The sequence below is a fragment of the Gallibacterium faecale genome, assembly GCF_027920745.1.
Lineage (GTDB): Bacteria > Pseudomonadota > Gammaproteobacteria > Enterobacterales > Pasteurellaceae > Gallibacterium > Gallibacterium faecale.
In genome coordinates this window covers 20,262-33,041 of the sequence record NZ_JAQIBB010000068.1, presented here as the reverse complement: position 1 = coordinate 33,041, position 12,780 = coordinate 20,262, and the positions used below count along the sequence as shown (strand labels likewise).

Genomic DNA, 12,780 nt, shown 5'->3' with positions numbered 1-12,780 from the left:
CTATCCCGATATGACTTTTCTCAAATATTCTCGCGTTTCCTGATCTTCTACATAGATGTATGTCGCAATCCTTGCTCGCGTGAGTAATACCCGATAGCAATTTCTAATAAATGTCTGTTTAATATCTTCTTTATCTAAACTTAAGATCGATGTTAATTGTGGATACTGGCGTTGTAACACATCCACTTCATTACAATAAGTTTCAATCGGCCTGATAGGATCAGAAGAAAAACGCCACTGCTCTCCGCGCCGTAACATCTTAGTTCCCCAAACAACAATCACATAATCGAGTTCTAGCCCTTGGCAGTCAAATTGGCTGGCAAATGTTTTTAACGTGTTACAAGATTTATCTAGATAAAAGCGTTTTAAGTCCTTTTTATGCAAATTAACAATCTTTTGCTGATTTAATTGGATGTAGGAAATAGGCGTACTTTTCCCTTTATTTTGCTTTTCCCAATATGTAAATGTATCGAAACCATTAGCAACAATCCCTATCGAAAATGCTTTGGTATTGATCGATTGAATCATCTTTTCCAATCTAGAATAATCATCAAATATATAAAATATATCTGTTAGCTTTTCTTTTAACGCTAACGTTTGATCACCAATCATTGCATCAACGTATTTGATTGCGGTTTCACTATGAAGATTGCGTTTATTTTTATCTAACAATAATCCCGCTTCAAGGTAGCAGTGATGCCCTAAATCAGCATATTCTGCATACATTGCTTGTGTCGGCACATAAAGATTAATCTTAATAGGTTTGCAGAGAGACAATCCTTTTAAATGGGCTATTGCTTGTTTAATATATTTTTCGCCATCTTCTTCACCTAAATAAATCTCCTGTCCCGAACCGAGTAAAAATACAACTGTTCGGCTATAATTATCTTGATGAATGGCTTGGCAAACAGCTCTTAAAACCAGCATTGCTTCTGACACTTCTCGTTCTAAAACGAATGCTTTTTGTGCTTCATTCAACTTATTCTTTTTTGAAAAAGCAATTTGGATTGGATTCCATATTCGTTGTGCTTCATCAATAATTAAAAGATTATTCTTGATGCTATCTAATCTTAATGACTTTCCATCTTGATATTTAGCGCAAAACAGATTGACATCGTATAAATTATGCAATGAACCTACTGCAGCAGCTTCAACCCCAGTAATATGGTCTTCATTCATCATCTGGCTAAAAATTGCAGATAAATTTCCATTTCCTGTAACGTATTTTGCACCTTTATCAAGATATTTTTCTAATAAACTAAATGCTGTTCCAGTTTTTCCAGTGCCAGGTGCGCCCTTGATAAAAATTAAATTAAGATTTCTGTCTGTAGTGTGGTGATAGATTTGATCAATAATGCGAGTACAAGTAACCACATTATCATCTTGAACATACATCTCACTCAGAAGTTTCTTATTAAGGATATCCCTCATTACCCCCGTTGTCGTAATATCGATCTCGGTAACAAATTCTAAAAGTTGTTCAATTCGTGCATCGGTAGCAGCAGTTGTAATACTACGCAATACATCAATAAATTCATCACAAACCTTAATATAATCCAGTGATTCAATTTTGCCTTGCATTGCGGGATTGGTATATATGAGATATTTATCGACAATAAAATTAGGATTTCTTTTTAACTCTTCCCAGATAACGCGATTACAACGCGTAATTTTGTTGTAATAACCTAAAAGCTGTGCTCTATGTGAGACTAATGTTTCATATCGAGTATCTTGTCCACTCTTAAATTCAAAAATAATTAACTTATTACTACAAACAATAATCGCATCAATCCATGTTCCATCAAAAATATTGTATTCAAAACAAATTGGTACCTCTGCTATATCTGCAACGGCATCATAATGAGAGAGATAGTATTTAAAAAAGCGTAAACAGTCCTGCCATGACTTAACTTTTTCTTCGGCTTGATCATGCCATTTTTCTGTTAAATACTGTTTTTCTGTATGAAAAAAGAGCGCAGAAAGAAACGCTTCTTCATCAATAGATAAAAGTTCTGCAACCTTATATTTGATATATTTCATACTGATATCTCTTTCTACTTTGGGTTCTTCACACTATTCTATTCATTTAGTCTCTTTAATCATCAAAGTAATACCCTCCAAATGCCCTGTCTGTGGAAACATATCAATCATTGCACTTTTCACTAAACGATAGCCATTTTCTACTAAAATCTTAGCATCACGAATCAACGTAGCTGGATTACAAGAGACATAAAGAATTTTTTCTGGTTGTAATTCAAGAAGATGGCTTAGTGCAAATAATGCACCTGAACGAGGAGGATCTAATAAGACTTTATTAAACTTTTCTTTTGCCCAAATTTTATCAGCAAATGAGCTATCTAAATCCGTTTGATAAAAAGCAACATTATCTAGCTGATTTCTCTGTGCATTGGCTGTCGCTTTCGTTACCATATCTACCACACCTTCTACCCCAACAACATACGCTGCTTGCTCTGCGAGCGGTAAACTAAAATTTCCCATTCCACAAAACAGATCCAAGACACGATCATTCGCAGATAACTCTAACCAAGAAAGCGCTGTCGCCACCATCTGTTGGTTAATTGCAGCATTAATTTGAATAAAATCACGAATATCGAATTGTAATTTTAAGTTTCCTATTTGGTAATAAGGGTATTCTTCTGTCTTAGCAATCACCTGATTTTCTTGCTCACTGATAAACAGCATTACATGATGATATATCGCAAACTGAGTAAGCCGTTGATTGTCCTCCTCTGTCAATGATCCCGAGTGGCGTAATAACATTGCTACACCATTATCTGCAGCAACTAATTCAATATGGCCTAACTTTTTAGGTTGTTGCCATTGTTGAAATAATGTGCGTAATGGTACAAGCAGCTGAGATAATTGCGGAACAAGAGTTGGACATTCATCAATACTTACTAACTGACTACTTTGTTGTTGGCGAAAACCAAGCTCTACTGATTTTGTTGCAGTTGAATATTGTAGGCTTAATTTGGCGCGGCGACGATAATGCCAAGCTTCATCAACAATCATTTTTTCATATTGAATTTCAGGCGAGATTTTTTGTAATTGGCGCAATAATGCGTGTTGTTTTGCCTCTCGCTGTGCTTCTATAGTGAGATGTTGCATCTGACAACCACCACACTGAGCATACCAACGACAAATAGGCTCTTGCCTAATTGGAGAACGATTTTGCCATTTTACCGCTTTACCAATACCATACTGCCGTTTTTCTTCTTTCACCTGAAACTGCACTTTTTCTGATGGTAACGCATTTTCGATAAACCACGTTTTTCCATCAATCTTGGCAATACCTAACCCTTGATAATCTACATCTTCGATTGTTGCAATCCGGTTTTTACTAGGTTGTGTTGTTTTTGTCGGCTTACGATAAAATAGGACCATAATTCAATTTAATTTGTTGGATATAAAATACTTAAATGTTGTTGGAATAATTCTCGACTTTTTAATGGCTTACTACCTAAATAAGGTTTCAATGCCAAGCGAGTAAAACGTTTTGCTGCTTGTAATGTTTCTTTTTCGGTAAAAGTTAACTGGGCAAAAGCACGTAAATCACGACCATAAAATGTCAAATTATCTTTTAATAGAGAAGCGATAAACCCTTTCTCCTCACGATATTGATACGTCATATTATCAATAACGGCTTCGCCACTACCTGCACAATGTTCAAAATCAACACCATAGCCCAATGACTTAAGTAAAACAAACTCAAATCGGCGTAAAATGGCTTCCACTTGATCACCGTGTGTTGCTAATCCAGTTAAACAGCGTAGATATTCTTCGAATAACTCCGGATAGGCAGTCTCATGTTCTAACGTTCTTGCCACTAATTCATTCACATAAAAACCGCTATATAACGCGACGGTCTTCATTGGGAGTGTGACTGAAATCGCTTCTGCTTTGGTTAATACTTTTAATTGACCACGTCCGCTCCAACGTAGTAATAACGGCGTAAATGGTTGTAGTAAACTTTTTAAGGGGGAACGTTTTGAGCGAGCACCTTTTGCCAATAAAGTAATACAGCCATAGTTTTCTGTAAAAACATCAACTAATAAACTCGTTTCACTGTATTCTCGGCGATGTAATACAAACCCTCGTTGCCAATTGTCGATAATACACCTCCGTTGAAACTGCCCCAAAATGATGGATTATTTTAACAAACAATCATAATTCTCTACTAATTCTTCTTCATTATTCTTAGCAAAAATTGATAAGATAATGCCCTAGTCATTCAAACGGTGAAAATAAATAAAATGAAGCAATATAATAAATTACGCATTGAGTGGGATTGTCGACGTGGGATGTTGGAATTAGATAAGATGATTATGCCTTTTTATAAAAATGTTTTTGATCAACTATCTGATCAACAAAAAGATATTTTTATTGAATTACTTACCTATACTGATCCTCAGTTATTCCGTTGGCTAATGAATCAAGAAAAAGCACCAACTCAACCATTACAAGAGATGGTGGACTTGATAAAACAAAAACTTCCAACATTTTAACAGACAAATTTTTATTAAAAATTTTTGAACTTTTATCAAAAATCGAACTCTAACGCTTCGATGCACTGCTTGCTGTAACAACAAGGAAGCTGTTAGATTAAATAGATGAATGGAGATTTCACTTACATGAGTGAAGAACTAACAGATCAAATTTTAGTTGAAAAAGCACAGCAAGGTGATAAAAAAGCGTTTAATTTGTTGGTCGCTCGTTATCAAAACAAAGTCGCTGGATTGTTAACACGCTATGTATCAGCAAATGATATTCCTGATGTTGTTCAAGAAACCTTTATTAAAGTCTATCGATCTTTAGAATCGTTTCGTGGAGAAAGCGCTTTTTATACTTGGGTTTATCGCATTGCAGTAAATACCGCTAAAAATTATCTGATGACACAAGGAAGACGTCCTCCAACTGAAGATCTTTTAGCGGAAGATGCGGAAAGTTACGAAATAGGCTCAAGATTACGTAATATTGATACACCTGAAAATTTAACTCTATCAGATGAACTGAAAGATATTGTTTTTAAAACTATCGAATCACTTCCTGATGAATTAAAAACAGCTATTACATTACGTGAACTTGAAGGCATGAGTTACGAAGAGATTGCCGAAATAATGGATTGTCCTGTGGGTACTGTGCGTTCTAGAATCTTCAGAGCACGAGAATTCATTGAAAACCAATTAGCACCGTTAATAAAACATTAGGATTTGATGAAGGGGCGGAAAATTATGCAACACAAAGAACAACTTTCAGCTTATATGGATGGTGAGGAAGTCAGACGTGACTTCGTTGAAGATCTTTGCCAAGACCAAGAATTGCAAAAAACATGGACAACTTTGCATATTGCTCGTGCAGTAATGCGTAATGAAAGTCCTATTATCCTTGATGCCTCATTTACTGAGAAAATGGCAAAACTTATTGAAGATGAACCAACTATTCAATTACAAGAGCAACCAGCTCCAGAAACCGTTGTTCCACCAAAAGTTTCCTTTTTCTCTAAAACTAAAAAATATTTTGCGCCAATCTTACAAACTGCAGTGGCTGCGAGCGTTTGCTTAATTGCTGTGTTTAGTATTCAAACATTAAATAAAGATAAAAATAGTGATGTCACTATTTCTCCGGCATTACAAACCTTACCTTTTACTCAATCAGTTCAAGAAGTTAGCTATAATGTTTCCCATAAGAACGTACCAAGCAAAGAGCAACTTGAACAACAAAATAAACGGTTAAATGAAATTCTCCAAAATTATCAATTACAACGCCGTTTATATTCAGATTCAAAAACAGAATAATTGTATTCCGCCAGATAAAAACATCACCACCTTTTTGGTGGTGATGTCATTTTTGTAATACAATTTCATCTTAATCAAGATGATTGTAGCAAATAACCATAGGTTCAATATGTTCCAAAAACTCTCTCATATTATTAGCTTGCTGTTAATTAGTGCTTTTTCTTTCAATGTTTCTGCAGAAACTAATCCTGTAGAGCAGCCAATCACAAGTTTAGTACATATGCAAAATGCCTTTCAGCAACAAAACTATTCGATGGCATTTACCTATGGTGAAGAGAGTGGTAACTACGCACTTAATTATCGTCATGCTTTTGATCAACAAGAGCATTATGCACAATTACTCTATTTAGATGGTCCTAGAACTGAAATTTGGCAAAAAGGAAATACTATCAGTTATTTCTCTGCTAACTATGCTCCTTTTAGTATTCGCAGTAACAATATTATTGATTCTCTACCTAATATTGTTTACAGCAATTTTCAGCAACTCTCTCAATATTATGACTTTATTCCATTTGGAAAGGATCGTGTTGCTAACCGAATTGCTAATGTCATCAAACTAATGCCTAAAGATGAATTCCGTTACTCTTACGCTATCTGGATTGATGAACAAACTTACCTTCCTTTGCGAGGTGAAGTTCTCGATCGCAATGGTAATACAATTTCTCAATTTAAGGTAATCACCTTAGACACTTTAACTAATCCGCAAGCTCTTATTGCTGCGGCAAAACAGTTAAGACAACCGCCAGTTGTGTCGATTTATAGCCCTAATACTACCGATTACAAATGGCAACCATCATGGCTGCCAAAAGGATTCAAGTTAGTCAAATTTAACTCTGATGGTTTATCACCCTCCATTGAAACTCAACTTTATAGCGATGGACTTTTCACCTTTTCATTGTATTTATTAGAACAAAATGATATGCCAATTAATGAGGCGTGGCGGCAAGGTATAGATACACTGTATGCTGAAGTGGTAAATGGAAAAACGATTGTGTTAGTTGGACAAATACCTCTCACTACAGCCCGTCGTATTGTACAAGATGTTAAATTTACAGGAGGTACACAATGATTACTGAAAAAGCTGTTGTCATTGATTATCAAGCTGGGGTTGTCACTGTCGAATGTCAAGCTAATCAAGGATGTGGAGGATGTGGAGGTTGTGCAGCAAAAGCAAATTGTGGCACTGCTGCACTTACAGAATTAACAGGAAAATCAACACGGTATCAATTCACCTTTCCTTGTTCACGACCAATGCGAATTGGCGAAACAGTAGAAATTGGTTTGCCAGAACAATCTTTGCTTAGATTAGCTTTTATTGCTTACACTATCCCACTATGTGTATTAATAATCAGTGTATTACTGGGAAGCTATTGGTTCTCTCAAGAATGGCAAAATATTTTATTTACTCTACTCACAACGACTATGGCTTTCCTCGGCGTAAAATTGATTAATCGCCGCCTACAAAAACAACAGAAATATCAACCACATCTCATTGAGCGGATTCTATAATCCGCTCTGTTTTTCATACCAAATTTTATTAATATAAAACAAAATCCTACCGGAAGGCGTTTCCACATCGACTTCATCATCAACCGCTTTCCCAATTAAAGCTCTTGCCACTGGAGAATCAATTGAGATCCAATTTTTTGCTGGATCAAATTCATCACAGCCCACAATACGATATTGTTTTACTTCACCCTCTTCTGTTTCCAGCTCAACCCAAGCACCAAAAAATACTTTTCCCTCTTGACGAGGATGATAATCAACAATCTGTAATACTTCTAAACGCTTGGTTAAAAAACGTACCCGGCGATCAATTTCACGTAAACGACGTTTACCATAAATATATTCTGCATTTTCACTTCGATCACCTAAAGCTGCTGCATCAGAAACCGCTTGCGTTACTTGCGGTCTTTCCACTTTCCATAAATATTTCAGCTCCTGATCCAAGCTATTCCAACCTGCTCTAGTAATATAATTTGATTTCGCCATAGATTATTGTTGATATTTAAATTTAAGAAGATCTCGACGCTCTTTTTTATTTGGTCGCCGCTCTGGATTTGGCATAGATAACGCATTAGCTTTTCTTGCCCAAGCAATTTGTTCTCTTTTCTTAATGCTTTCTTCCGTTTCCCGATAAAGTTGTTGTGCCAGTGGCGCAGCCCTACGTTGATTTGACAAAGCAAGAACTTCAACTTCTTTCTCATCGTTACCTTGTCTAAGTTTAATCATCGCTCCCACTTCAACCTCTTTACTTGGTTTAGTACGCTGTCCATTATAATGAACCTTACCTCCATCAACCATTTCTCGGGCTAAAGTGCGAGTCTTATAAAAACGTGCCGCCCATAACCATTTATCAAGACGGTAAGATTCTTGTTCTTCCTGTTGTTTATCTTTTCTCATCCGTTCTCTCACAAATTTGCTGACTAAGCGTTCGAATAATTGCAGCAATTATGGTATCGTTACTCTCGTTTTTTGTAAAACAAAGCACATCAATTATCACAACAAAAAAATCGTGCGGAGGTGAATTTTTTATGAAAAAACCTGAAATTTTATCTATTCAATTAGCAGCAAAATCCCGTCTTTTTGAAATTCAATCGGTTGATCTTCGTTTTTCTAATGGGGAATTGCGTACTTATGAACGCTTCAAACCTGCTAGCCGTAGTGCAGTGATGATTTTAGCCATAGATGACCAGCAAAATTTATTATTAACCTATGAATATGCCGTTGGTACCGAACAGTACGAATTAGGTTTCCCAAAAGGATTAATGGAAATTGGCGAAACACCAGAACAAAGTGCCAATAGAGAATTACAAGAAGAAATTGGCTTTGCGGCTAAACAATTCACCTTATTAAGAACGCTAATCAGCTCCCCAGGCTATATGAATAACCCAATGCATATTCTATTAGCTGAATCACTTTATCCTAGTCGTTTAGAGGGAGATGAACCTGAGGCGCTGCAATTAGTTCGTTATCCATTAGACAAAATAGACGAGCTATTAGACGATCCTAAATTTAATGAAGCCCGGAATTTATCGGCACTATTCTTATTAAAAAAACATTTGGCACAGAGGTAATGAAATCAATATGCAATCACTCTCAACCTTGCTCGAACAAGCATTGAATATCGCTTATCAAGCTGGCGAACAGTTAAAAACGTTCTACCAACACAAAGTAAATATTAAAATTAAAGCCGATCATACTCCTGTTACAGAGGCTGATCTGGCTGTCAGTCGCTATCTTGTACAAGCTTTACAGCAAATTGATCCCTATACTCCTGTACTTTCTGAAGAAAATTGTGCAATTCCCTTAGCTGAACGCCAAAAATGGCAACGCTATTGGTTAATTGATCCCCTAGATGGCACCCAACAATTTATTGATCGCACAGATCAATTTTCTGTACTGATTGCACTTATCGAAGAGCAACACCCTATTATTGGCATTATCCATGCTCCTGTACTAAATCAGACATTCTATGCAGTTAAAGGTCAAGGTGCATTCTTCCGTCAAAATCAACAACTACAACCTTTAAATAGCCGCCATCCGTTCGATCCGCAAAAACCAATTACAATTGCGATTGGTAAAAGTAATAATCAGCAGAAAGTTTTATCTGTATTAAATCCTAAATTTAATTATCAATTTATTACTTATGGTTCAAGTGGCTTGAAAAGTACATTAGTTGCACGCCAACAATGTGACTGCTATATTCGTTTAGGTGATACAGGCGAATGGGATACCGCTGCTGCACAGTTAATTTTACAGGAAAGTGGCGGTGATATTTTCACACTTTCACAACAACCGCTCACATATAATCAACGCAATACCTTTGTGAACCCACATTTTATTGTTGTGGGAGATCGGCACTGGGATTGGCGTCAAATTTTATTACAACAATAGTTATCATTACCTTAGATAAAACCGATTAGCCTTAATCGGTTTTATCCGTAAGATGATAGTACTAACAAAGTTTAAAGTCGTTATAGGTAGGAATTCAAAGATATGCAAAAACCAGAAAATAATACTATCGTTATTTTTGGTGCATCAGGCGATCTTACACACCGTAAATTGATCCCTGCATTGTACCAACTTTTTGAAAATGAACAGCTTTCAGATGATTTTGCTATTTTAGGCGTAAGTCGTACTGAATATAGTGATAATGCATTTCGTGATAAATTACGCCAAAGCCTAATTGAAAATGAAAAAGTGAATGAAGGCATTTTAGAAGCCTTCTTGCAACATATTTATTATCAAGCGATTGATACCAAAAACGTTAATGATTATGAAAAAATCAAAAATCGCTTAGTTGAATTGAACTTTCGTCATAATGGTCAGCATAACGTTCTGTATTATTTATCAACACCACCAAGTTTATATGGGGTTATTCCAGAATGTCTGGCAGCACATAATTTAAACGATGAATCTGAAGGTTGGAAACGTCTAATTGTTGAAAAACCATTTGGTTATGATTTGCAATCTTCCATTGATTTAGATGACAAAATCCATCAATCCTTTGCAGAGCACCAAATCTATCGTATCGATCACTATTTAGGTAAAGAAACTGTACAAAATTTATTAGTATTACGTTTTTCTAATGGTCTATTTGAACCATTATGGAATCGAAACTATATTGATTATGTAGAAATCACCGGTGCTGAAGCCTTAGGTGTTGAAGAACGAGGCGGTTATTACGATGGTTCTGGTGCAATGCGTGATATGTTCCAAAACCATTTACTACAAGTTCTCGCTTTAGTGGCAATGGAAAGTCCAGCCGTTATCAATGCAAAATCAATGCGTGATGAAGTAGTGAAAGTATTACAAAGCCTACATCCATTAACCGCAGAATCCTTAGAAGAAAATCTCGTTTTAGGGCAATACACCCGTTCTAAAGTTCGTGGTGTAGAATTACCGGGCTATCGAGAAGAAAAAGGCGTCGATCCTCAATCTCGTACCGAAACCTATGTCGCATTACGCTTAACGATTGATAACTGGCGTTGGAGTGGTGTTCCATTCTATGTGCGTAGTGGTAAACGGATGCCAACACGTGTTACCGAAATTGTTATCCACTTCAAGAAAACACCTCATCCAGTGTTTAATATGAATGCGCCAGAAAATAAATTAATTATCCGTATTCAACCAGATGAAGGTATTGTGATGAGTTTTGGTTTAAAACAACCAGGTTCTGGCTTTAAAGCAAAAGAAGTTGCAATGGATTTCCACTATGATTCTATTGCTGAAGGGCATTTATTCTCAGCTTATGAACGCCTATTACTCGATGCATTAAATGGCGATGCAACCCTGTTTACGCGTAGTGATGCAGTGCAAGCAGCATGGCAATTTGTACAACCAATTTTAGATTACAAAGCAGGCAATCCAAAAATTCATGGTTATGCGTGTGGAACTTGGGGACCTGATGCGGCAGATAAACTTATGAGTCGTAGCCAACGTGAATGGCGTTTCCCTTGTAAAAATCTTACTGATACCAATTACTGCGAGCTATAAATATGAATTACCAAATTTTTACCACTGCACAAGCAGCTGTAGAACATATTGCCGAAGAGTTTAAGCGTTATAGTCAATTAGGAACTGCAATCCATATTTCCTTATCAGGTGGCAGTACGCCTAAATTATTGTTTCAGACTTTAGCAAAACCACCCTATAACACAGCAATTCAATGGCAAAATTTACATTTTTGGTGGGGAGATGAACGTTGTGTGCCACCATCTGATCCAGAAAGTAATTATGGTGAGGTGCAACGTTTATTATTCGATCATATTGCGATTCCGAATGAAAATATCCATCGTATTTATGGTGAATTAACACCAGAGCAAGGATTAGTACGTTTTGAACAAGATCTGCAAGCTATTGCAACAACACAAAATGGCTTACCTGTTTTTGATTGGGTTATTCTTGGTATGGGAACTGATGGGCATACTGCCTCTTTATTCCCACATCAAACCAATTTTGCTGATCCAAATCTAGCGCTGATTGCACAACATCCTGAAAGTGGGCAGTATCGTATTTCTAAAACAGCACGCTTAATTGAAAATGCAAAACGAGTTACCTATTTGGTAACTGGTGTTAGCAAAGCCAAAATTCTGAATCAGATTCAAACGACTGCCGCTGAAGATTTACCTTATCCTGCAGCGAAAATTAAATCTCAACAGGGTATGACAGAGTGGTATTTAGATAAAGAGGCAGCGGCTTTATTGTAAGCAATATGAGAGGTAACTAATGGAAAAACTTGATCTGTCAGTATTAGAAAATGCGTTTATCTCTCTTCACGATACAATTGAAAAGTTAGCTGATAAACAATGGTTTAATCAACAAGAAAGTATCGTGCAAGATACATTAATTGCAGGGGCAATTCAAAAATTTGAATTTGTCTATGAGTTAAGTATCAAAATGCTCAAACGACAATTAAAGCAAATAGTTGAAACACCTGAAGAAATTGATAGTAGCGACTTTAGAGATGTTTTGCGTTTGAGTGCAAAAGCAGGATTAATCACAAGTATGGATGATTGGTTGTTATATCGTAAAATGCGTAATATTACCTCGGATACTTATGATCACAATAAAGCTCAGCAAATCTATCATGATATTTCGGGATTTCTGCAATCTGCACAAACACTATTAACACAACTAAAACAGCGAAATTAAAATGCTTGATATTCAACCGCAACATTTAGTTATTGTGCAGCAAATTTTGCAGACTTATTTGCCAAATTATGAAGTATGGGCTTTTGGTTCAAGGGTAAAAGGGACAGCGACTACATTTTCTGATTTAGATTTAGTGATAATAAGTGAGCAACCGCTTGATTTAAGAACACTCTGTCAAGTTGAAAATGCATTTTCAGAGAGTGATTTACCTTATACGGTAGATGTAGTGGATTGGGTCGCAACATCACAAAAATTTCAGCAAATTATTAAGCAAAAATATGTTGTTATACAAGCCAAAAGCTCTTAA

The 12,780-nt window shown here is 36.2% G+C and carries 16 protein-coding genes; 11 read left to right on the top strand and 5 right to left on the bottom strand.

The window, feature by feature from the left end:
• Genes PF272_RS07705 through recO form a run of 3 tightly spaced genes read right to left on the bottom strand, consistent with a single transcriptional unit; the run spans position 1 to position 4,136 of the window.
• The gene (locus PF272_RS07705; protein ID WP_271142299.1) at positions 1–2,040 is read right to left on the bottom strand and encodes a DNA/RNA helicase domain-containing protein; all 2,040 of its coding nucleotides are present in this window, start codon (positions 2,038–2,040) and stop codon (positions 1–3) included.
• A 42-nt stretch (positions 2,041–2,082) separates the two neighbouring features.
• Positions 2,083–3,405, bottom strand: a complete 1,323-nt coding sequence (gene rlmD / locus PF272_RS07700) for a 23S rRNA (uracil(1939)-C(5))-methyltransferase RlmD (protein WP_271142298.1) — start codon at positions 3,403–3,405, stop codon at positions 2,083–2,085.
• Between the two features lie 8 nt (positions 3,406–3,413).
• Positions 3,414–4,136, bottom strand: a complete 723-nt coding sequence (gene recO / locus PF272_RS07695; RefSeq protein WP_065234430.1) for a DNA repair protein RecO — start codon at positions 4,134–4,136, stop codon at positions 3,414–3,416.
• Positions 4,137–4,274: 138 nt separating this feature from the next.
• Between recO and PF272_RS07690 the strand changes: the two genes are divergently transcribed.
• The 5 genes from PF272_RS07690 to PF272_RS07670 all read left to right on the top strand — a co-directional run bounded on the left by PF272_RS07690 (position 4,275) and on the right by PF272_RS07670 (position 7,325).
• Complete coding sequence (locus tag PF272_RS07690) at positions 4,275–4,526, top strand: FAD assembly factor SdhE (protein ID WP_065234431.1); 252 nt, start codon at positions 4,275–4,277, stop codon at positions 4,524–4,526.
• 126 nt (positions 4,527–4,652) lie between these two features.
• Positions 4,653–5,228, top strand: a complete 576-nt coding sequence (gene rpoE / locus PF272_RS07685; RefSeq protein ID WP_065234432.1) for an RNA polymerase sigma factor RpoE — start codon at positions 4,653–4,655, stop codon at positions 5,226–5,228.
• Between the two features lie 24 nt (positions 5,229–5,252).
• Positions 5,253–5,816, top strand: coding sequence for a sigma-E factor negative regulatory protein (locus PF272_RS07680; RefSeq protein WP_271142297.1), 564 nt, complete (start codon positions 5,253–5,255; stop codon positions 5,814–5,816).
• Between the two features lie 109 nt (positions 5,817–5,925).
• Positions 5,926–6,885, top strand: a complete 960-nt coding sequence (locus tag PF272_RS07675) for a MucB/RseB C-terminal domain-containing protein (RefSeq protein ID WP_271142296.1) — start codon at positions 5,926–5,928, stop codon at positions 6,883–6,885.
• A complete protein-coding gene (locus PF272_RS07670) occupies positions 6,882–7,325 on the top strand; it encodes a SoxR reducing system RseC family protein (RefSeq protein WP_271142295.1) in 444 nt (147 codons plus the stop codon). Before PF272_RS07675 ends, PF272_RS07670 begins: the two co-directional genes overlap by 4 nt.
• On the opposite strand, the gene greB is transcribed toward PF272_RS07670, so the two are convergent.
• Positions 7,320–7,808: a transcription elongation factor GreB gene (gene greB / locus PF272_RS07665; RefSeq protein ID WP_271142294.1), complete on the bottom strand. Its 489-nt coding sequence runs from the start codon at positions 7,806–7,808 to the stop codon at positions 7,320–7,322. The genes PF272_RS07670 and greB overlap by 6 nt on opposite strands.
• A gap of 3 nt (positions 7,809–7,811) precedes the next feature.
• Positions 7,812–8,219 (bottom strand): ribosome-associated heat shock protein Hsp15, encoded by a 408-nt coding sequence (gene hslR, locus PF272_RS07660; RefSeq protein WP_271142325.1) that lies wholly within the window; start codon positions 8,217–8,219, stop codon positions 7,812–7,814.
• A 131-nt stretch (positions 8,220–8,350) separates the two neighbouring features.
• Between hslR and nudE the strand changes: the two genes are divergently transcribed.
• From nudE to PF272_RS07630, 6 genes are all read left to right on the top strand, one after another.
• On the top strand, positions 8,351–8,893 hold the full coding sequence (gene nudE, locus PF272_RS07655) for an ADP compounds hydrolase NudE (RefSeq protein WP_271142293.1): 543 nt from the start codon (positions 8,351–8,353) through the stop codon (positions 8,891–8,893).
• A gap of 10 nt (positions 8,894–8,903) precedes the next feature.
• Positions 8,904–9,713, top strand: coding sequence for a 3'(2'),5'-bisphosphate nucleotidase CysQ (gene cysQ / locus PF272_RS07650; RefSeq protein ID WP_271142292.1), 810 nt, complete (start codon positions 8,904–8,906; stop codon positions 9,711–9,713).
• Between the two features lie 102 nt (positions 9,714–9,815).
• The gene (gene zwf, locus PF272_RS07645; RefSeq protein ID WP_271142291.1) at positions 9,816–11,315 is read left to right on the top strand and encodes a glucose-6-phosphate dehydrogenase; all 1,500 of its coding nucleotides are present in this window, start codon (positions 9,816–9,818) and stop codon (positions 11,313–11,315) included.
• 2 nt (positions 11,316–11,317) lie between these two features.
• Positions 11,318–12,028 (top strand): 6-phosphogluconolactonase, encoded by a 711-nt coding sequence (pgl, locus tag PF272_RS07640; protein ID WP_271142290.1) that lies wholly within the window; start codon positions 11,318–11,320, stop codon positions 12,026–12,028.
• A gap of 19 nt (positions 12,029–12,047) precedes the next feature.
• Positions 12,048–12,473, top strand: coding sequence for a nucleotidyltransferase substrate binding protein (locus PF272_RS07635; RefSeq protein ID WP_271142289.1), 426 nt, complete (start codon positions 12,048–12,050; stop codon positions 12,471–12,473).
• A gap of 1 nt (position 12,474) precedes the next feature.
• Complete coding sequence (locus tag PF272_RS07630) at positions 12,475–12,780, top strand: nucleotidyltransferase family protein (protein ID WP_065237696.1); 306 nt, start codon at positions 12,475–12,477, stop codon at positions 12,778–12,780.

Coding starts and splice junctions, on each gene's coding strand:
- greB (WP_271142294.1), bottom strand. CDS start 7,808: ATGGCGAAATCAAATTATATTACTAGAGCAGGTTGGAATAGCTTGGAT.
- PF272_RS07690 (WP_065234431.1), top strand. CDS start 4,275: ATGAAGCAATATAATAAATTACGCATTGAGTGGGATTGTCGACGTGGG.
- rlmD (WP_271142298.1), bottom strand. CDS start 3,405: ATGGTCCTATTTTATCGTAAGCCGACAAAAACAACACAACCTAGTAAA.
- pgl (WP_271142290.1), top strand. CDS start 11,318: ATGAATTACCAAATTTTTACCACTGCACAAGCAGCTGTAGAACATATT.
- zwf (WP_271142291.1), top strand. CDS start 9,816: ATGCAAAAACCAGAAAATAATACTATCGTTATTTTTGGTGCATCAGGC.
- hslR (WP_271142325.1), bottom strand. CDS start 8,219: ATGAGAAAAGATAAACAACAGGAAGAACAAGAATCTTACCGTCTTGAT.
- PF272_RS07670 (WP_271142295.1), top strand. CDS start 6,882: ATGATTACTGAAAAAGCTGTTGTCATTGATTATCAAGCTGGGGTTGTC.
- PF272_RS07635 (WP_271142289.1), top strand. CDS start 12,048: ATGGAAAAACTTGATCTGTCAGTATTAGAAAATGCGTTTATCTCTCTT.
- PF272_RS07680 (WP_271142297.1), top strand. CDS start 5,253: ATGCAACACAAAGAACAACTTTCAGCTTATATGGATGGTGAGGAAGTC.
- cysQ (WP_271142292.1), top strand. CDS start 8,904: ATGCAATCACTCTCAACCTTGCTCGAACAAGCATTGAATATCGCTTAT.
- PF272_RS07675 (WP_271142296.1), top strand. CDS start 5,926: ATGTTCCAAAAACTCTCTCATATTATTAGCTTGCTGTTAATTAGTGCT.
- rpoE (WP_065234432.1), top strand. CDS start 4,653: ATGAGTGAAGAACTAACAGATCAAATTTTAGTTGAAAAAGCACAGCAA.
- PF272_RS07630 (WP_065237696.1), top strand. CDS start 12,475: ATGCTTGATATTCAACCGCAACATTTAGTTATTGTGCAGCAAATTTTG.
- nudE (WP_271142293.1), top strand. CDS start 8,351: ATGAAAAAACCTGAAATTTTATCTATTCAATTAGCAGCAAAATCCCGT.
- PF272_RS07705 (WP_271142299.1), bottom strand. CDS start 2,040: ATGAAATATATCAAATATAAGGTTGCAGAACTTTTATCTATTGATGAA.